Source organism: Empedobacter brevis, from assembly GCF_965118635.1.
Taxonomy (GTDB): Bacteria; Bacteroidota; Bacteroidia; order Flavobacteriales; family Weeksellaceae; genus Empedobacter; species Empedobacter brevis_A.
The window spans coordinates 171,287-190,376 of record NZ_CBCPHV010000003.1 but is presented as its reverse complement, the minus strand read 5'-3'; the positions used below and the strand labels follow the sequence as shown (position 1 = coordinate 190,376).

Below are 19,090 nucleotides of genomic sequence, written 5' to 3'. Positions count from 1 at the left end.
TAACACCTATTCAGAAAAATTATGGAAGAAAATAATTTAGTTGAATATGGTACAAGACGTATAGTTATCACCATTACTGCCATTCTATGTGCATTGTTAGAAATTGTTGATACAACAATTGTCAATGTAGCAATGAACGACATGAAAGGTAGTTTGGGTGTCTCTTTAACTGATATTGCGTGGGTGGTTACCGCTTACGCAATTGCCAACGTAATTGTAGTACCGATGACAAGTTGGTTATCCCAACAATTCGGACGACGCAATTATTTTGCCGCTTCAATCATCATTTTCACAGCAGCCTCATTTCTCTGCGGAAATGCAACATCGTTGTGGGAAATTATCTTATTCCGGTTTATACAAGGATTAGGTGGTGGAGCATTATTAGTTACCTCGCAAACCATAATTACCGAAAGTTATCCACCCAACAAACGTGGTTTAGCACAAGCTATTTATGGTATGGGTGTTATCGTTGGTCCTACACTAGGTCCGCCGTTAGGAGGATATATTATTGATAATTGGTCATGGCCATATATATTTTACATCAATATTCCGATTGGAATTATTGCCGTCTTATTGACAATTTCATTTGTAAGAAGTCCAAAATATGCCGAAAAATCAAAATTAAATCAAGTCGATTTCTTAGGTATTATTTTATTAGCAATTGCAGTAGGCTCATTACAATACGTATTAGAACACGGGCAGCAAGACGATTGGTTCTCAGACTCAACAATTGTCACATTGAGTATCGCTAGTTTCTTCGGATTCATTTTATTCATTTGGCGAGAATTAGTTTTTGATCATCCTATTGTAAACTTACGTGTATTAAAAAATAGCAATTTAGCTGTAGGTACTATTTTATCATTCATCTTAGGATTTGGATTATACGGATCTACATTCATTATTCCTATATATACACAATCTATCTTAGGGTGGACAGCTACCGATGCAGGTTTATTATTAATCCCTTCATCATTGATGACTGCCTTTATGATGCCAATTATCGCAACATTGCTACAAAAAGGTGTCGAACCAAAATATTTGGTTGCAGGCGGATTTTTAATCTTCTTTTGCTACAGTCTTTGGTCATATAAAATCTTAACACCAGACACAGGTTCAGAACATTTCTTTTGGCCATTAGTTGTTCGTGGAGTAGGATTAGGACTATTATTTGTACCCGTTACCACACTCTCACTTTCTAGTCTAAAAGGACAACAAATTGGAGAAGGTGCTGCCTTTACAGGAATGATGCGTCAATTAGGAGGATCTTTTGGTATTGCCATTATTACAACGTTTATTTCTCGTTGGACAGTTGGTCACCGTACTAATTTAGTTGCTCATCTAGACACAACCGATTTTGATGTACAAAAACATATTCAAAATTTACAAATGAGCTTCATCAGCAAAGGTTTTGCTCCAAACGAAGCATTAAACAAAGCTTATAACCTACTCGATTTACAAGTAACCAAACAAGCCACTGTACTTACCTACATGGACGTTTTCTTGTTCTTGGGTATCGTTTTCCTTATCTGTATCCCATTTATCTTGTTCTTTATTAAAAAAGGAGCAGGTAAAGTAATCAGTGCAGGACATTAATAAGACTAATTACTTTTAGTATCCCGATTTTTATAAATGTAAAATCCATCTCAAACAATTGAGATGGATTTTTTTTATTTATTTTAAATTTTATCTCCATAAATAAATTATTTTTAGAACCTTAATACTATTTATGAAAAACTCTATATTAAAATCTATTACAGCTTATTTATTTTTTTCTTTTGCTGTTCATGCTCAAAAAGTTTTCACATCAGACATGGATAATTTTTGGATTGCTTATGATAAAATTACTCAAACTAAGGATTCTGTTTTGCAATATAAATATTTGAATGATGAATATTTATCAAAAGGAACAGAAGGTTTAAAATTAATTAGAGAAGCAAGAAATTATACGGATAAGGATTATATCTATGCGATTAATAGTTATCCTAAATTTTGGAATTCAGTTCGAAAAAACACCTTAAAATCTAAGAATCTATCTAAAGATTTGAATAAAGGAATAAAAAAACTTCGACTAATTTATCCTGAATTAAAACCAGCGAATATTTACTTTACAATCGGAGCATTACGTTCAAATGGAACTTATAGAAACGGACATGTTTTGATTGGAAGTGAGCTAGCAATGGCAGATAAAAATACTATTACGGACGAATTCCCTGAAAATCTACGCAATGCAAGACGCTTATATTTTGATAGCGAACCTATCAATCATTTGGTCTTATTAAATGTACATGAATATGTGCATACACAACAAAAACCATTTGTAGACAATCTTCTTTCTTACGTTATTCATGAAGGTATTGCAGAATTTGTCTCTGTAAAAGCGATGAATGTACCATCTGAAGCTCCTGCAATTACCTACGGTAAAAGAAATAATGAAAAAGTTAGAGCGCGATTTGAAGAGGAAATGTTTAATATGAATAACTTATATAAATGGCTTTGGGGAGATGCTCCAAATGAATTTGGCGTAAGAGATTTGGGATATTATATCGGTTATCAGATGGCTGAAAATTATTACAACCAAGCTGAAAATAAGAAAGCTGCAATAAAAGAATTAATAGAATTAGATTATTCTAATGAAACTGCTATTAACAATTATGTAACTAAATCAAATTATTTTTCTGAATCGTTAGAAAAACTTCAAAAAGATTATGAGCGTAAAAGACCTACTGTTCTTGGAATAAAACAATTTAATAATTTCAGTAAAAGTGTTGATCCCAAAACAAAAGAGATTACAATCAATTTTTCTGAACCTCTAAATGGAATTAACACTGGAGTAGATTATGGTGAATTAGGCGAAGTTGCTATTCCTAAAAATGATATTAAGAAAAGATATTGCTCAAATGATAACAAAAGTTGGACGATGAGTGTAGAATTAGAACCGAATAAAAAATATCAAATTTTGATTACAAGCAACTTTAGAAATACAACTAATTATCCGCTAAAAAACTATCTAATAGAATTTGAAACTTCCAATTAACTTAAAAATCCATCTCAAACAATTGAGATGGATTTTTTTAGTTTCTTTTTTTCGGAAATTATTTCTTAGCTGCCTTTACAATCTCATTCAAATCATAATACAAATTCGACCAATCAGGCAAACCTTTCATCGCTTTTACTAAATTGAGATACGACCTCAACACTTTTTCTAAATCCTTGCGAGAAGAAGATGCACTAGACAATTGACGCAAGTCTGCATTCGCTTCGGCTTGCTCTGCAAAAACAACTTCGAATGCCTCGTGCTTTGTTTTCAAATCATCAAAAGCTGCTGTAAGCGATAAGTTGGTAATGCGTGTTTTATGCTCTGGCTTTTCCAATTCTTCGATTAATTTTTTCAATTGAGCTGTTTGAGCAGAATAGCTCATCAAATCTAGACTTAACCCAAATGTTTTGAACACTCCATATAAAACTTCGGCATCCTGATAGTTTGCTAAAGAAGCCAACTTACGGTAACCATTAAGAAAAGCCTTCATGTTACTAAAAGCCACATCACGTTCCTTGTCTGCAACAGCCACCTCTTTCCCTTTTCCGCTGTAAGTTTGCTTTGTATAAACAGCATCGTAATCGTTGTAAGATTTTTCTAAAGCCAAAAGCAAAGGATGATTTTCTACAATGGTATAATTCCCCGTTTTAGAAGAATTGATTAGTCGTTGCGCCAATGTTGCTAGATTTTTTGTAGATAATTTTGATAAATTAATTTTCATAATAAGTAGATTAAGTGTTTATAATTCATTTAATTTTAGTGTTTTATAAATATAAAAAATAAATTTTATAAACATTAATGGGAAAATATTACAAACTGACCTATTTGTAATAAAATCTTTTTGACAAATAATATAAAAAACAAAATAATACCTTAACTATTGTTGTTCATGTTTAATTATATTTGTGGAAAGCTAACGAAAATAAAGGTTATATTTTTTCGTAGTGAAAATAATTTTATATGCAAGATTCAGCAAAAATTGCTTTAAAAAACATAAAAATCAAAACAATAAATTATGAGAAACATTAAATACACATTTCTAATAGTAATTTGCCTTACATTTCTAAATTGTGCCTATACAAATAATCAGACATCAAATGACGGAAGTACAATGGAAAAAGCAATTAAAGTTGGAAGTGTTGAGCAAGAATATAAAATAGTGAGAGAAAAATGTAGCGATTGTCAAATTAAAAGCCAAAGTTTAACTTTTAATGATAAAAACCAACCTTTTGATATTATAACTTTAATAAAATCAAACGGTGAAGAAGTTAAATACTATTTTGATATAAAATCTTTCTTTGGAAAATTCTAAATAATATTAGCTAAAATCACTTTATCAAGACTACAGAATTCAACGAAATAAACAATCCTAAGGTTTAGAATCTATGTGGTTCGAAAAAACTAAAAAAGCACTTCAATTTCTTGAAGTGCTTTTGTTATTTTAAGGTTGAATGGGATTAAAAATCTTCTTCCGAACCTTTTAATTTTTCTGCATTTTCTGCCATTTTCAATGCGTCAATCATTTCTTGAATATCTCCATTCATAAAGTTATCCAAATTATAAATTGATTTGTTGATACGGTGATCCGTTACACGTCCTTGTGGATAGTTGTATGTACGGATTTTAGCTGAACGGTCTCCTGTAGAAACCAAGGATTTACGCTGTGCAGAACGTTCTGAATGTTTTTTCTCGAACTCTATTTCATACAATTTTGTACGTAATAATTGTAATGCTTTTTCGCGGTTCTTGTGCTGAGAACGCGCTTCTTGACAAACAATTACGATACCAGAAGGTTTGTGTGTTAATTGAACTTTCGTTTCAACTTTATTTACATTTTGCCCTCCTGCTCCAGACGAACGCGCTGTTTGATATTCCAAATCTGCTGGATTTATCACTACGTCTACCTCCTCTGCTTCTGGCAAAACAGCAACTGTGATTGCCGATGTATGCACACGTCCTTGCGATTCTGTTTCGGGAACACGTTGTACACGGTGTACACCAGATTCGTATTTCATGGTTCCGTACACTGCATTTCCTTCTACTTGCATCACCAATTCTTTGTATCCTTTTCCAGAGGCTTCAGAAGTATTTAAAACTTCGTGTTTCCATCCTTTTTCTTTGAAATACATAGAATACATACGGTAAATGTCTTCTACGAAAATCGCTGCTTCGTCTCCTCCAGTACCAGAACGTAACTCGACAATGATGTTTTTCTCATCTTCTGGATCTTTTGGGATTAACATCATTTTGATTTCTTCCTCTAAAGCTGGAATTGCATTAATTGCTTCGTCTTTCTCGATTTTAGCCAATTCTACCATCTCTGCATCAGAACCATCTTGAATGATTTCGTCTGCTTCTTCGATAATATTGATTAAGTTTTCGTATTGTTTTTGCATTTCAACAAAGTCCTTCAAATCAGAATATTCTTTGTTTAGTTTTGCGTAACGAGCTTGATCTGTAACGATATCTGGTTGGATGATTAAATCTGCTACCTCATCGAAACGTTGTTTGATTGCTCTTAATTTATCTAATAGACCTAAATCTGCCATATACTTTTATTGGATTGCAAAGATACAATAAGTCAGGTGATTCAGAAAATTTGAATAAAAAAAACCGATGATTTCTCATCGGTTTTATGAATTGTGAATAAAAATATTATCTCGTAAATAACAATTCTCTGTATTTTGTTAAAACCCAAAGTTCATTGTCGACCATTAATTCTAACTTATCAGCATGGTATCGAATTTCATCATAAAATGGTTTTACTTTGTCGCAATATGCGTGTGCTTTTTCTTCTAAAGATTCTATTGCATTTGCATCTTTTCGTGCATCCATCATTAAATGTAATTTGGCATTTAACTCATTTACATGCATAGAGATTTTCTTTAATATCATTACTTGCTCACCTGCATATTGTTCGTAATCTTTTCCAAAAACATCTTTGAATCCTTTTATATTTTTAATCAATAGATTTTGATATTTAAAAACTGTTGGGATAATATGATTTCTTACAATATCACCTAAAACACGTCCTTCGATCTGAACTTTTTTGATGTATTCTTCTAATTCGATTTCATAACGCGCTTCAACTTCTGTTTTATTCATCACATTTACTTCTGCAAATAAATCCAATGATTTTTGAGAAACTTTCGCTTTTAAAGCTGAAGGTGTATTTTTATGATTTGATAATCCTCTACGAACAGCCTCTTCTTCCCATTCTTTGCTATAACCATCTCCTTCGAATAAGATATGTTTTGTTTCTTTGATATATTCACGTAAAATATTGAAGATTGCTTCGTCTTTTTTCAATCCGCTTTCTACCAAAGTCTCAACTTCTTTTCTAAAATCTATTAATTGTTTTGCAACAATAGAATTCAACGTTGTCATTGCATTAGCACAGTTCGCAGTAGAACCTACAGCACGAAACTCGAATTTATTTCCTGTAAATGCGAATGGCGATGTACGGTTTCTGTCTGTATTGTCTAATAATACATCTGGAATTTTACCTACAACGTTTAATTTTAAATCAGTTTTTTCTTCAGGTGATAATTTCCCATTTGAAACACCTTCTAATCCTTCTAAAACTTTAGTCAATTGTTGACCAATAAAAATAGAAATAATTGCTGGTGGAGCTTCATTTGCGCCTAAACGGTGATCATTAGATGCTGAAGTTATAGATGCACGTAACAATTCTTCGTAATTTGAAACAGCTTTTATTGTATTGATAAAGAAAGTTAAAAACTGTAAATTGCTATTTGGTGTTTTCCCTGGTGCTAATAAATTTACACCAGTATCTGTCGCCAATGACCAGTTATTGTGCTTTCCAGATCCATTAACACCTTTGAATGGTTTTTCGTGAAACAATACTTTAAAATGATGACGCTCACCAACCTTTTGCATCACATCCATTAATAATGAATTGTGGTCAACTGCTAAATTCGTTTCTTCGAAAATAGGTGCTAACTCAAATTGATTTGGAGCAACCTCATTGTGACGTGTTTTTACAGGAATTCCCAATAACATACATTCGTTTTCTAAATCGCGCATATAATTTAGAGCACGTGTAGGAATTGATCCAAAGTAATGATCTTCTAATTGTTGTCCTTTTGCAGAAACATGTCCTAACAAAGTTCTTCCTGTCAATAAAATATCCGGACGAGAAGCTGCTAATGCATCATCTATCAAGAAATATTCTTGTTCCCAACCTAATGTTGGTGTAACTTTCTTTACATTTTTATCAAAAAACTTAGCCACTTCTGTTGCTGCCTCATCAATTGATAAAAGCGCTCTCAATAATGGTGCTTTATTATCTAAAGCTTCTCCTGTATACGAAACGAAAACTGTAGGAATACATAACGTCGTTCCGAAAATAAAAGCTGGAGAAGTAGGATCCCAAGCTGTGTATCCACGAGCTTCGAATGTATTTCTAATTCCTCCATTCGGGAAAGAAGAAGCATCTGGCTCTTGTTGAACTAATAATGATCCACTGAATTTTTCTACAGGATCACTTCCGTCAAATGAAGTTTCAAAAAATGCATCATGTTTTTCTGCTGTTGTTCCTGTTAAAGGCTGAAACCAATGCGTATAATGTGTTACACCTTTGCTTATAGCCCATTCTTTCATTCCTAAAGCAATAAAATCTGCCATTTTACGGTCGATTTTAGTACCATAATCTATTGCTGAACGAACTGCTTTATATGCTTCTGAAGTTAGATGTTGACGCATTGCTTTATCATTGAAAACATTGCTGCCAAAAATTTCTGATTTTTTACCTATTTCAGGAACAGCTACCGGTTTGCGATTGCTTGCGGCTTTCAAAGCTTCAAAACGTAATAATGTCATAAAAAAAATTATTTTGTGTTGTTTATTGGGCAAAATTAAATAAAAAATAAACACAAACAATTACAACCTCTAAATTTTTAGGGGGTTAAAAGATAAATTAACATACAGATTAACTTTACACCCCCTAATTTTATTAGGTGCAAATATAAAAATGATTAAAAATTAATTTTAATTTAACATTTTAGATAAGTATCGTAATTTATGAAACGAAAAAAGCAGTTTCAATTGCTTGAAACTGCTTTTAGACACTCATAATATAAAAAGTTTTTGGTCTATCTGAAACGGTCTACTGATTTTACAAGATCATCATCCTTCTTAATCAAACGATTGGCAATTGACACAAGCACAATCGAAGCTAAAGGAACTAATGCCCAAATACCTTTCTCAGAATTTCCTTCTCCAGGTAATGTTAGCAGACAATATACAAAAGAACCAATTAATAAAACATTCAAAATAATGTTTAACCATCCCAAACTAATTTGTAAACCTCTCTTCTTGAAAAGCATAATGGTTAAAAATGAAATTAAAGCTGATGCGAAAAAGGCTAATGAGAAAATATAATCTCCTTTTTCTGGATTTTGTAACCAATTCAATGGAATATCAAATAGTTTATCAAAATTCATTGCGAATATACTTGAAATTATTCCACTGAAGAATAAATATATACTTTGCTTTCTTTGAATCATTTCTTAAATTTCGAATACAAATGTAAAAATTTTTTTTGAGTTTTTATAATTATTCGTACTATTGCATTAATAAATCTCAAATTTATACGCTTTATAACAATTCTATTGTTATGATCCCCAATTACTTTATTGAAAAAAAAATAAAAACACATTAATACCTTCATTATAGGATTATGTTTGATATCGAAGAATTAAAATCATTCAAATTACCAGATTTACAAAAAGTTGCAGAGCAATTAAAAATCGATGGGTATAAGAAATTAAAAAAAGGCGAATTGTTAGATGCTGTCTTAGGCTTTATCAATGCTCAGCCGAAGGCTGATGTAAAATCAGAAACAAAATCTGTGCAAAAAAATAAAGCTGAAAATCTACCTACAGAAGAAAAGAAACCGAAACGCAAACGAGTTCAGAATTCGGAAGGAGAAATTCAAGAAAAGGAAACTGTAGCAGAAGAAGTAAAAACTGAAAAAGTTGAAAATACTTCTACAGAAACAGAAAAAAAAGAAGAAAGCAATCCTCGCGTTAATAAATTTCAGGATCGAGCTAATAAAAGCCAAGATCTGAAAAAAAATAATAATCAGAAGAAGAATAATCAAGCTGATAATCGTAATAAAAACGAACAATCTCAACAAAATAATCACCACAACAATCAAAATCAAAAAAATAAATATCGCGCTGCGAATTATGAATTTGATGGTATCATTCAAACTGAAGGTGTTTTAGAGATTTTGCCAGATAATAATTATGGTTTTTTACGTTCTTCTGATTTCAATTATTTATCATCGCCAGATGATGTTTATGTTTCTCAATCTCAAATTAGATTATTTGGATTAAAAACAGGAGATACAATTACAGGAGAAGTTCGTCCACCGAAAGAAGGTGAGAAATATTTTCCTTTAATCAAAATCAAAGAAATCAACGGTCGTACGCCAGATTATGTACGAGATCGTATTGCTTTTGAGCATTTAACTCCACTTTTCCCTAACGAAAAATTCAATTTAAGTAATTCTAAATCTTTATCAAATCGCGTGATTGACTTATTTACACCAATAGGTAAAGGTCAACGTGGAATGATTGTAGCTCCTCCAAAAACAGGTAAAACAACATTATTAAAAGATATTGCGAACGGAATTGCACAAAATCATCCCGAAGTTTATTTGATTGTTTTATTAATTGATGAACGCCCTGAAGAGGTAACGGATATGAAACGTTCTGTAAACGGAGAAGTGATTGCATCTACGTTTGATGAAGAAGCTAATCGTCATGTGAAAGTTGCAAACATCGTTTTAGAGAAAGCAAAACGTATGGTAGAATGTGGACATGATGTTGTAATTCTTTTAGATTCGATTACGCGTTTGGCTCGTGCTTACAATACTGTTTCGCCAGCTTCTGGAAAAGTTTTATCGGGTGGTGTTGATGCAAATGCGTTACACAAACCAAAACGTTTCTTTGGAGCAGCTCGTAATATCGAAAATGGAGGTTCTCTTACAATTATTGCAACTGCATTGATTGATACAGGTTCTAAAATGGACGAAGTTATTTTCGAAGAATTTAAAGGAACAGGTAACATGGAATTACAATTGGATCGTAAGATTTCGAATAAACGTATTTTCCCTGCGATTGATTTAGTAAGTTCTTCTACGCGTAAAGATGATTTGTTATTAGACGACAAAACACAACAATTGATGTGGGTTCTTCGCAACCATTTGTCGGATATGAATCCTGTAGAAGCAATGGAATTCTTACACGATCGTATCAAGCATACACGCTCTAACGAAGAGTTTTTAATTTCTATGAATAAGTAATTTATTACAACTTATAATTTTCAAAAACCATCTAAAGTTATTTAGGTGGTTTTTTTGTTTATTTATTATAGCTTCTATATATCATCTAAAAAAATATCCCAGTTTAGTTAGAAAGTTTTCTAAAACTTCAGATTTATTAAAAACAAAAAAAGCTCAAGAAAATAAATTCTTGAGCTTTGTAGTACCTCAGGCGGGACTTGAACCCGCACGTCCTAATGGACACAGGATTTTAAGTCCTGCGTGTCTACCAATTCCACCACCAAGGCATCCAACTTATAAAAGTTAGAGCGGGAAACGGGACTCGAACCCGCAACATTCAGCTTGGAAGGCTGACGCTCTACCAATTGAGCTATTCCCGCGATTGTGAGTGCAAATATAGGACAGCTTTTTTAATTACAAAACTTTTAGGAAACATTTTTTTCATAATTATTTCACATTAAAAGCTAAGTTTCTCATCATAAAAATTTTAAGTACTAAAATATTTTTTCATTTTATCAATAAAATTATTTTAATCATACTATAAATCATCTTAAATAATCGAATTTTTCCAAATTTCAACTAATCGTTCATAAGAAAATCGAGCATTTGCTGGACTTGTACTTGGCAAAGAAATATATTTTATTGTTGATTTTTCGTCGAAATATTTCCAAAATAATTGTTCTGATTTCTTTCCATTGAAAATTATTTTCTCGATTGTGGAATGTTCTTTCAATAATTCATCGATTGAATTTGGTGCAACATTTTTCATATCTACATCCATGCTTCCTTTTCTTTCAGCCGAATGTGCAACATCCCAAAGCGCTAAATTGTTCCGTAAAATAAGCTGTTTCCTTACTTGATAATCTTCTGAAAATTTTGAATTAAAAATTTCAAACATTATTTTCCAAAATCTATTGCGAGGATGTCCATAATATTGATTGACTTCTAATGATAAATCACCTGGCAAGGAACCTAAAATTAAGACTTTTGGTTGTTTTGATATAATTGGTAAAAAGGATTCTTTATACATGCTGTGTTCTTCTAAAAAATAATTTACAAAAAAAGTGCTACAAAATGCAGCACTTTCTTTTTTCTATTTTCTTTATGTTAGAAAATTTGTTCGGAAACTTCCTCCCACTCTAACATTTTTTTATCTAAATCATTTTTAAGATTAGAATATTTATCTAATTCTTGTTGTGTTTGCGAACCTGCATGCAACTTGTTTTCTAGATCGGCAATTTTCGTTTCTAAGTCAGAGATTTCTGATTCGATTCTTGACAATCTATTTTTAAGACGTTTTTGCTCTTTTTCTTCCTCAAAAGATAAAACTCTTTTTGCTTGTTCTACTTTTACTTCAATCGGCTTTTCTTCCTTAGGAGCGGCTAAATTTCCTTTCTCTACTTCACGGAAACTTCCTGCTTTAACTTGCGCTAAATAATCATCAATTCCAGAAAGATATTCTTTCACTTGTCCATTACGGAAATCGAAAACTTTATCCACTAAACCTTCTAAAAATTCACGATCGTGAGAAACTAAAATTAATGTTCCTGTATATTTTTGTAAAGCTTTTTTCAATAATTCTTTCGAAACAATATCCAAGTGATTCGTCGGCTCATCCATTATTAATACATTGAATGGACGCAACAATAATTTACACAATGCCAAACGATTTCGTTCTCCTCCAGAAAGCACTGAAACTTTTTTCTCTACAGCTTCTCCACCAAACATAAATGCTCCTAAATAATCGCGAACATGTTTACGCGTTTCTTCTGTTGCGGAATTTTCTGCTTCTTCTAAAACAGTTAATTTATCATTTAAAACATGCGCTTGGTTTTGAGCAAAATATCCGATTTCTACATTATGTCCGTGTTTTATTTTCCCTGAATGTTCTTGTTCATTAATAATTGCACGCGATAAAGTTGTTTTTCCTTGTCCATTTTGACCAACAAATGCTATTTTCTCTCCACGATTCACATAAAACGAAACATGATCAAAAACTTGATGATTACCAAAAGCAACACCAACATCATCTAATTCGAAAATAATTTTACCTGGCTGAATTGCATCCACAAAGCGGATATTCATTTTTGTAACATCATCATTCTCGATTTCGATGCGTTCTATTTTATCTAATTTTTTGATTAATGATTGCGCCATTGAAGCTTTGTTCGCTTTTGCACGGAATTTAGAAATTAAATCTTCCGTGTGCTTAATCATTTGTTCTTGATTTTTCTGCGCTTGCTCTAATTTTTCACGACGATCTTCACGCAATTCTAAATAACGTGTATAATTCGCTTTAAAATCTGAGATATGACGATTCGCAATTTCAATGGTACGATTGGTTACATTATCCAAAAATTGACGGTCGTGCGAAACCAATACAACAGCTCCAGGATAATCTTTTAAGAAATCTTCTAACCAAACAATCGAATCGATATCCAAGTGATTCGTCGGCTCATCTAAAAGCATTACATCATGTTTTTGTAACAATAGCTTTGCTAATTCAATTCGCATTCTCCAACCTCCAGAAAATTCGTCTGTTGAACGATGAAAATCTGAACTTTTGAATCCTAAACCGATTAAAATTTGTTCAATTTCAGCATCTTTTGTGTAACCACCTAAAAGACCAAAACGTTCAGTTAAATGTGAAATATCTTCAATTAATTTTCCATATTCATCCGAATCATAATCTGTTCTTTCGGCTAATTCTTTGTTTACAAAATCTATACGTTCTTGTATTTCTACCAATTGTTCAAAAGCAGAATCAGCTTCTTGCCAAACCGTTCTTCCTTGTACAAAATCAATATCTTGTGATAAATAACCGATTGTAACGTCGCCTTCGTAAACAACTTCACCTTCTGAAGATTGCTGACTTTTGGCTAAAATTTTAAGCAAAGTAGATTTCCCTGCTCCATTTTTCCCTACCAAACCAACACGGTTTCCTTTGTTGATGCGGAACGAAACGTTTTCGAATAAATATCTACCCGCAAAATAAACTCCTAAATTTTGTACTAATAACATTTTGCAAAAATACAATGTTTTTTGTTAGATGAAAACTTAACGCTTTAAGGTTTTGTAAGATAACTGAAAAAAGGAAAGATTAAATTAGAAAAATAGTGTATATTCAACTAAATATAAGCAAGTTATTATGAGAAAGTATATTGCATTGTTCTTTTTAGTAATGATTTCAACACAATCATTCTCTCAAAATTATACGTTAAAAATTGATTCTTTGTACACTAAACAAACGACAAATTTTAATCAATTGAATCATTTTGTTTATAACGCTAATTTCGAGAAATCTTTAAAACTAATTCCAATAAATAGAAAAATAGATCTAACTAATCCAAATTTCGGGAAAGTGAATTATGATATTTCAAATCCTAATAAATCAACTGATTTACCAAATTTTTTCATTTATGGAATATCTAATTTTATTGCTAATCTGTTTTACTAAAATTAATTCTTAACTTTTATTTTATAGCTCAAAAAATATAATCCAAAACTGATCAAAATCGAAAAAGTTGCCGGTACAAAATAAGATAACACAAGATTTTTGGTTGAAATAAAATTAATCGGAAGATTGATTAATCTAAATTGAAAAACAAGAAAACAAATCGCAACAATTGTAGTTGCTATTTTCCAATCATAATTTCGTTTGTAATTGATCACTGAACATAATATATAAGCGAAAACAATTCCTACAAAACTCAAAATAGTTTTCATTGTATGCAAATGTTTCAGCTTTTCGCTGATTCCGAATTCGTCACTTTTTCTAACTAAAAAGGCAAAATTATCTTTTCCCATTGAATGAATTAATTCAATTAAATCTAATTCTGCTAAAACGTAAAATTGTTGAATTCCTAAAAATAATAAAATGCTTGCTGCAAGCTGAATTGCAAATATTATTATGTTAAAATTTTTCATTCAAAATAGTTTAAAATCGATCATAAAAACGTGCAATATCTGCTTCTTTATCGATTGGTTGATTATTCTCTAAAAATTCGTACAAATCATCGACCATTACAGGCGCCAACATTGTTCCACGCGTTCCCATTCCATTCAAACAAATTAATTGTTGATATGTTGGATGCGCTCCGATAATCGGACGACGATCGATAACTGTTGGACGAATTGAAGCATTTTGTTCCATAACATTTATATCATCATTCAAAAACTGTTTTACTCCATTCACTAAATAGTCTTTTGCTTCGTTTGTAATTTCATAATTCACAGAATCTCGATCGTAAGTTGCACCAACAAAATATTGATTATTTTCTAAAGGCATCAAAAATTCTTTTCCTTTCACAACAGCTTCAGGTAAAATAGCTTCTGTTTTTATTTTTAAAACTTCTCCTTTTACGCCAATAACTGGTAAATTCTTGAAATAAGGATTGTTTAAAATATTATAACCTTCTGCAAAAATTATTTTATTTGCGTTTATATTTTTATAGCTCGTTTGATTATCATTCAATTTAAATTCATTAAAATCAAAAGTTTCATCAAGAAATAAATCATTTTCGACTAAATAATTTTTAAAATCAGCCAAAAGATTTGTCAAGTCAACTCGACCTGTATGCAAAACTTCGCCAGAACCTATGGGAGAATTTATAGAAGAAAAAAGATTCAATTGTTCTGTATTTGTTGATAAATAATCAATCAAATCTGGATTAGTTGTTGCTTTTTTCAGCCACGTTTTTTTCTCTTGTTCATCATTAAAAATTCTATAAACTGGGAAATTGTAGATATATTTTTTATTCAATAAATGTTCAAATTCACCAAAAACTTCGCGCAATCTTTCGATTTGTTTTGTAGCATTCCAAACAATAGAAAAACGTTTTAGTACAACTGGATTAAAAATTCCTGCCGCAATCGATGAAGCTTTATGAAAATGGTTATCTATTACAATAAAGGATTTCTTTTCCTGCAACAATTTCATCGCCATACAACTTCCAGCAACACCTTGACCAACGATAATATATTCTATATTTTTCAATTTCTAAAATTTGTTTACAAAGGTAAATAATGTTTCGGTTTTACTTATCTTTATTCAAAAATCAATCAACTTATGCAAATTTTTTATACTGTAATCTCTTGTCTTATTATCATTTCTGTCATTATTCCATTCATTAAACATTCGCATTGGACGGTTCGTGTTTTTGATTATCCACGCTTTCAGAAATTTCTTATAGTAATTGCAACTTGTGTATTATTTATTTTCGTTGAGAAAACCCCTCTTACAATTAGTTTATTTGTTGCTTTAATTCTAACTGCGATTTATTTGCTTTGGGTAATTATTCCTTATTCTCCATTTGGTAAAAAAATGATTGATAAAGTGGATTTAAAACCAAATGAAAAATCGTTGGATTTGTTAGTTTATAATGTTTTGCAAGACAATACAAAATATCAAAATTTGGTTGAATTAATTAAGAAAAGAAATCCTGATATTGTTTTTTTATTAGAAACGAACAAGGAATGGATGAACCAAATAAAAGATGCAACTAAAGATTTTGAATATAAAATAGAAGTTCCGTTGGAAAATACTTACGGATTATTATTTTATTCAAAATTACCTATAAAACACCAAGAAATTAATTATTTAATCAGTGCGGAAATCCCTTCAATTATTGTTGATGTTGAATATAATAATGAAATTGTACGTTTGTATGGATTACATCCTACTCCACCTGTTCCGCAAGAAAATAAAGAAAGTACTGAACGCGATGCTGAGATTTTGATCATTGGTAAACAAGCAAAAGAATATGGAAAAGCGTGTATTGTTTTTGGAGATTTGAATGATGTTGCTTGGAGCCGAACAACACGTTTATTTTTGAAAACATCCCAGTTATTGGATCCACGTCGAGGACGAGGAATGTTCAATACTTTTCATGCTCATCATTGGTTTTTACGTTGGCCTTTGGATCATTATTTCTTAAGTTCTCAATTTAGATTAGTTGATATGATAAGAGAACCAAACATAGGTTCTGATCATTTTCCGATTAGTATAAAAGTTGTTTTACGCAGTGATGATGATTCGGGAGAAATGAAATTAGATCATGATGAAAAGATTGAAGTAGAAGAAAAAATAGTGGAAGGAATTGAAAAAGGAGATGCGAATTAGATTTTAGATTTTAGATTTTAGAAAGTTAAATTCTTATAAATACAATAAATACATAAACAAAAAATCCAGTCAATTGACTGGATTTTTTGTTTTATAACATTGAATTAATAATTCCACATATCAGCTTCTGTCTGAATAATAGAATTTCTAATTTTGTGATGTTCTTCTAATTGACCTTTTGCATCATTTGGAATGTAATCATCAATCATTTTCGTTCCGTACATTGTTTGTGCTTTATAAATAATAGAGCTAAAACGTCTTGCATTTAACATTTCATCAAACGAAATGGCAGAGTTAGAATTACTCGGATTGAATACTGTAGCGTTTACTAAGACATTACGCGCATCTGGATACCAAATCCAAAACAAATCAACAAATGTACCGTCCGTAAATTCAGTTCCTAATGATTGCGCATCAGGTCCCATAATTGCTAATCCTAGCAAACGATATTTTAATTCTCCTAAACGACGATCGATATACCAAAGACCTTTCGTTTTGATCATTTTAATATCATCAGACTTTATTTTATAATTGAAAATAGCAGCATCGTCTGGTTTTTCACCAGCTGCAACCATATCATAGTAATATTGTTGCGTATCTTTCTTTTCATTACGCGCCATGATTTGCTCATACGTCATTTTCGTCTGAAAGAACTCATCATCATAAACCTCTTTGATTTTTTTGCTACGAACTCCATCCACTAATACATCGTATAATGATTTTGAATTCTGAACCAATTCATCACCTGATTTATAATAAGGTTGATTAAGACGTTCATTTAGATCGATCACTTCCCATACAACTTTTGACCATAAAACATCTTTATCTTCGATAAAACCATATTTCATTGGATCTTGTGCTGTACTTACAGTATCTCCAGCCTCATCAACTCTTGTTTTATTTTCGCGATCTCTTCTTAACTGTTCTGGTGAAACAGCATTTAGAACATTTTGCGCCATTGTAAGGGTTGAGAAGAAACTCATTAAACCTAACAAAAGATACTTCATATTGTTATTTTTTACTTTTTAATTATTGTACTTGAATTGCAATTGATGATGCTTCTCCAGTTCCTCCAGAGTTTGTACGATATTTAATATCGAATACACCAATTATATCACCTTTTTTCGCTTTCGAAATTGCTCCAGCTGCTCCTGACATTTTATTTCCAGAAACTCTTACTGTTGCTTGACCAGGAACTTTAACATTAAATGATGTTACTTCTCCAGAAATTGGGAATAAGAAATCTGGCCAATCTACACGAATTGTTTGTGCAGCAATTCCATTGTCTGGAATTCCAGGACTCGTTTTTCCTAAAATTACACCACGTGCTGGTGGAACTGGTTTGATACGGAATGTTTCACGAACTGATAATGTTTTTCCTGAACTAGCTCTTGCTGAAGCTGTAAATACAACTTCGTTTCCTCCTCCAGCAGTATAATTCCATTTGTTAGCTCCTGCTCCTGAAGCGTTACCTGAAGAAACATTTAAACTAACTGGTCCATTCGCTCCGTTAATTGTTGCAGAAATAGGGTTAGATACTCCACGGTAAACAACACGTAAATTATCAGCTACAATAGAACCTCCTGTTGGATCTTTCTCTATAATTTCAGCAGCTTTTTTATCTAATGTTTGTGCGACAACTTGATAAGTTGAAGGTGCAATTTTAACTGTTTTAGTTTGTCCATTCGAAACATATGAAATATTACCTGTTAATTGGTGCATTCCTACAGTTGAAGTATTCAATTTAATTGAAGCTTTACCATCTACAACAGTTGCATTACCAACACTTGTAGAAACAGATCCTTTAATAGAATTATCATAAGCACCTAAAACAACATTCAATACAGCTTCGTCTCCAACTTTCACAACACCAGGAGATAAGAATAAACCTTGGAAAGCATCTAATTCTATTTTCTCTTCTAATTTACCAGATAATAATGCTCTTACAAGATTTCCCTCTTCTGTGCGGGCATCCATCTGCATTTTAGATAAATTTGTTAAAGATGCAACCATTGGTTGATCATAGAATTTTTCTTGAATCCAGCTTTGTTTATTAGATTTTGATGTCGTTCCAAAAAACTCATTTATACGAGCTTCTGCGTTTTTAGCATCTGGACTTTGTTTTGCAAAATTCATCAAGAAATTTCTGAAAGCATCAATCTTATTTGTAAATTCTTGTGCTTTTTCATTTCCTTTATCACCTCCTTTTCCTTTAAAAAATAAGGAAACAATTGGTTCTGTATTTGACAATGCATTGTAATCTGTATCTTCTGATCCTGAAACAAAATCAGCACCTGCTAATTCTTTTTTCAATCCATCAATATATGTTACAAAATCATTTGTCTGCTTCTTAACTTCTGCAGCTTCCGCTTGCGTTTTTGCATAAGTTGGATCATCCTTCGCTTTTAGATCAATTTGACCATAGAAGGTATCATTATTTGTTTTCGTTAAAGTCGTTGTCGACTCTAAAGAAGTATTTATAGTTTCAAAAGATCTTAAAACCTCACGATCCACGTTCAAAGCCATCATCGCAATGAACACGAGATACATCAGGTTAATCATCTTCTGACGTCCGGTTAATCTACCACCTCCTGCCATAATAATTTATAGAATTAATGAA

General features: G+C 31.7%; 16 protein-coding genes and 2 tRNA genes. 6 read left to right on the top strand and 12 right to left on the bottom strand.

The window, feature by feature from the left end; all coding sequences use genetic code 11:
* The first annotated feature begins 21 nt into the window (after window positions 1–21).
* Together ACMHJW_RS05330 and ACMHJW_RS05325 are read left to right on the top strand one after the other, a co-directional pair.
* Window positions 22–1,593 carry a DHA2 family efflux MFS transporter permease subunit gene (locus ACMHJW_RS05330; protein WP_413532387.1) on the top strand — a complete coding sequence of 524 codons (1,572 nt, stop codon included), beginning with the start codon at window positions 22–24 and terminating at the stop codon, window positions 1,591–1,593.
* A gap of 133 nt (window positions 1,594–1,726) precedes the next feature.
* Complete coding sequence (locus ACMHJW_RS05325; RefSeq protein ID WP_413532386.1) at window positions 1,727–3,034, top strand: hypothetical protein; 1,308 nt, start codon at window positions 1,727–1,729, stop codon at window positions 3,032–3,034.
* A gap of 58 nt (window positions 3,035–3,092) precedes the next feature.
* On the opposite strand, the gene ACMHJW_RS05320 is transcribed toward ACMHJW_RS05325, so the two are convergent.
* Window positions 3,093–3,758 carry a DUF6261 family protein gene (locus ACMHJW_RS05320; RefSeq protein ID WP_413532385.1) on the bottom strand — a complete coding sequence of 222 codons (666 nt, stop codon included), beginning with the start codon at window positions 3,756–3,758 and terminating at the stop codon, window positions 3,093–3,095.
* A gap of 390 nt (window positions 3,759–4,148) precedes the next feature.
* Here ACMHJW_RS05320 and ACMHJW_RS05315 point away from each other — a divergent pair, with 390 nt between their 5' ends.
* Window positions 4,149–4,349, top strand: a complete 201-nt coding sequence (locus tag ACMHJW_RS05315; protein ID WP_413532384.1) for a hypothetical protein — start codon at window positions 4,149–4,151, stop codon at window positions 4,347–4,349.
* Window positions 4,350–4,494: 145 nt separating this feature from the next.
* Here ACMHJW_RS05315 and prfA read toward each other — a convergent pair whose 3' ends face one another.
* The 3 genes from prfA to ACMHJW_RS05300 all read right to left on the bottom strand — a co-directional run bounded on the left by prfA (window position 4,495) and on the right by ACMHJW_RS05300 (window position 8,565).
* The gene (gene prfA / locus ACMHJW_RS05310; protein WP_413532383.1) at window positions 4,495–5,586 is read right to left on the bottom strand and encodes a peptide chain release factor 1; all 1,092 of its coding nucleotides are present in this window, start codon (window positions 5,584–5,586) and stop codon (window positions 4,495–4,497) included.
* Window positions 5,587–5,692: 106 nt separating this feature from the next.
* The gene (locus ACMHJW_RS05305; protein ID WP_413532382.1) at window positions 5,693–7,879 is read right to left on the bottom strand and encodes a glutamine synthetase III; all 2,187 of its coding nucleotides are present in this window, start codon (window positions 7,877–7,879) and stop codon (window positions 5,693–5,695) included.
* Between the two features lie 272 nt (window positions 7,880–8,151).
* Window positions 8,152–8,565 (bottom strand): DUF4293 domain-containing protein, encoded by a 414-nt coding sequence (locus ACMHJW_RS05300; protein ID WP_413532381.1) that lies wholly within the window; start codon window positions 8,563–8,565, stop codon window positions 8,152–8,154.
* Between the two features lie 173 nt (window positions 8,566–8,738).
* Between ACMHJW_RS05300 and rho the strand changes: the two genes are divergently transcribed.
* Window positions 8,739–10,370, top strand: coding sequence for a transcription termination factor Rho (gene rho, locus ACMHJW_RS05295; RefSeq protein WP_413532380.1), 1,632 nt, complete (start codon window positions 8,739–8,741; stop codon window positions 10,368–10,370).
* Window positions 10,371–10,552: 182 nt separating this feature from the next.
* On the opposite strand, the gene ACMHJW_RS05290 is transcribed toward rho, so the two are convergent.
* The 4 genes from ACMHJW_RS05290 to ACMHJW_RS05275 form a co-directional block, all read right to left on the bottom strand.
* Window positions 10,553–10,636, bottom strand: a tRNA-Leu gene (locus tag ACMHJW_RS05290).
* A 20-nt stretch (window positions 10,637–10,656) separates the two neighbouring features.
* A tRNA-Gly gene (locus tag ACMHJW_RS05285) sits at window positions 10,657–10,729 on the bottom strand.
* Window positions 10,730–10,899: 170 nt separating this feature from the next.
* Window positions 10,900–11,379, bottom strand: a complete 480-nt coding sequence (locus tag ACMHJW_RS05280; protein ID WP_413532379.1) for a DNA-deoxyinosine glycosylase — start codon at window positions 11,377–11,379, stop codon at window positions 10,900–10,902.
* Window positions 11,380–11,456: 77 nt separating this feature from the next.
* Window positions 11,457–13,370 (bottom strand): ABC-F family ATP-binding cassette domain-containing protein, encoded by a 1,914-nt coding sequence (locus ACMHJW_RS05275; RefSeq protein ID WP_413532378.1) that lies wholly within the window; start codon window positions 13,368–13,370, stop codon window positions 11,457–11,459.
* 127 nt (window positions 13,371–13,497) lie between these two features.
* Between ACMHJW_RS05275 and ACMHJW_RS05270 the strand changes: the two genes are divergently transcribed.
* On the top strand, window positions 13,498–13,806 hold the full coding sequence (locus ACMHJW_RS05270; protein WP_413532377.1) for a hypothetical protein: 309 nt from the start codon (window positions 13,498–13,500) through the stop codon (window positions 13,804–13,806).
* Between the two features lie 2 nt (window positions 13,807–13,808).
* Here ACMHJW_RS05270 and ACMHJW_RS05265 read toward each other — a convergent pair whose 3' ends face one another.
* Window positions 13,809–14,276 (bottom strand): hypothetical protein, encoded by a 468-nt coding sequence (locus tag ACMHJW_RS05265; protein WP_413532376.1) that lies wholly within the window; start codon window positions 14,274–14,276, stop codon window positions 13,809–13,811.
* Between the two features lie 10 nt (window positions 14,277–14,286).
* Window positions 14,287–15,345 carry an NAD(P)/FAD-dependent oxidoreductase gene (locus tag ACMHJW_RS05260; protein ID WP_413532375.1) on the bottom strand — a complete coding sequence of 353 codons (1,059 nt, stop codon included), beginning with the start codon at window positions 15,343–15,345 and terminating at the stop codon, window positions 14,287–14,289.
* A gap of 72 nt (window positions 15,346–15,417) precedes the next feature.
* Here ACMHJW_RS05260 and ACMHJW_RS05255 point away from each other — a divergent pair, with 72 nt between their 5' ends.
* A complete protein-coding gene (locus tag ACMHJW_RS05255; protein ID WP_413532374.1) occupies window positions 15,418–16,470 on the top strand; it encodes an endonuclease/exonuclease/phosphatase family protein in 1,053 nt (350 codons plus the stop codon).
* Window positions 16,471–16,574: 104 nt separating this feature from the next.
* Here ACMHJW_RS05255 and gldN read toward each other — a convergent pair whose 3' ends face one another.
* Complete coding sequence (gene gldN / locus ACMHJW_RS05250; protein WP_413532373.1) at window positions 16,575–17,477, bottom strand: gliding motility protein GldN; 903 nt, start codon at window positions 17,475–17,477, stop codon at window positions 16,575–16,577.
* Between the two features lie 22 nt (window positions 17,478–17,499).
* Window positions 17,500–19,068, bottom strand: coding sequence for a GldM family protein (locus tag ACMHJW_RS05245; RefSeq protein WP_413532372.1), 1,569 nt, complete (start codon window positions 19,066–19,068; stop codon window positions 17,500–17,502).
* Window positions 19,069–19,090: the final 22 nt, after the last annotated feature.

Coding starts and splice junctions, on each gene's coding strand:
- ACMHJW_RS05325 (WP_413532386.1), top strand. CDS start 1,727: ATGAAAAACTCTATATTAAAATCTATTACAGCTTATTTATTTTTTTCT.
- ACMHJW_RS05280 (WP_413532379.1), bottom strand. CDS start 11,379: ATGTATAAAGAATCCTTTTTACCAATTATATCAAAACAACCAAAAGTC.
- gldN (WP_413532373.1), bottom strand. CDS start 17,477: ATGAAGTATCTTTTGTTAGGTTTAATGAGTTTCTTCTCAACCCTTACA.
- ACMHJW_RS05305 (WP_413532382.1), bottom strand. CDS start 7,879: ATGACATTATTACGTTTTGAAGCTTTGAAAGCCGCAAGCAATCGCAAA.
- ACMHJW_RS05245 (WP_413532372.1), bottom strand. CDS start 19,068: ATGGCAGGAGGTGGTAGATTAACCGGACGTCAGAAGATGATTAACCTG.
- ACMHJW_RS05270 (WP_413532377.1), top strand. CDS start 13,498: ATGAGAAAGTATATTGCATTGTTCTTTTTAGTAATGATTTCAACACAA.
- ACMHJW_RS05330 (WP_413532387.1), top strand. CDS start 22: ATGGAAGAAAATAATTTAGTTGAATATGGTACAAGACGTATAGTTATC.
- prfA (WP_413532383.1), bottom strand. CDS start 5,586: ATGGCAGATTTAGGTCTATTAGATAAATTAAGAGCAATCAAACAACGT.
- ACMHJW_RS05255 (WP_413532374.1), top strand. CDS start 15,418: ATGCAAATTTTTTATACTGTAATCTCTTGTCTTATTATCATTTCTGTC.
- ACMHJW_RS05300 (WP_413532381.1), bottom strand. CDS start 8,565: ATGATTCAAAGAAAGCAAAGTATATATTTATTCTTCAGTGGAATAATT.
- rho (WP_413532380.1), top strand. CDS start 8,739: ATGTTTGATATCGAAGAATTAAAATCATTCAAATTACCAGATTTACAA.
- ACMHJW_RS05265 (WP_413532376.1), bottom strand. CDS start 14,276: ATGAAAAATTTTAACATAATAATATTTGCAATTCAGCTTGCAGCAAGC.
- ACMHJW_RS05315 (WP_413532384.1), top strand. CDS start 4,149: ATGGAAAAAGCAATTAAAGTTGGAAGTGTTGAGCAAGAATATAAAATA.
- ACMHJW_RS05320 (WP_413532385.1), bottom strand. CDS start 3,758: ATGAAAATTAATTTATCAAAATTATCTACAAAAAATCTAGCAACATTG.
- ACMHJW_RS05275 (WP_413532378.1), bottom strand. CDS start 13,370: ATGTTATTAGTACAAAATTTAGGAGTTTATTTTGCGGGTAGATATTTA.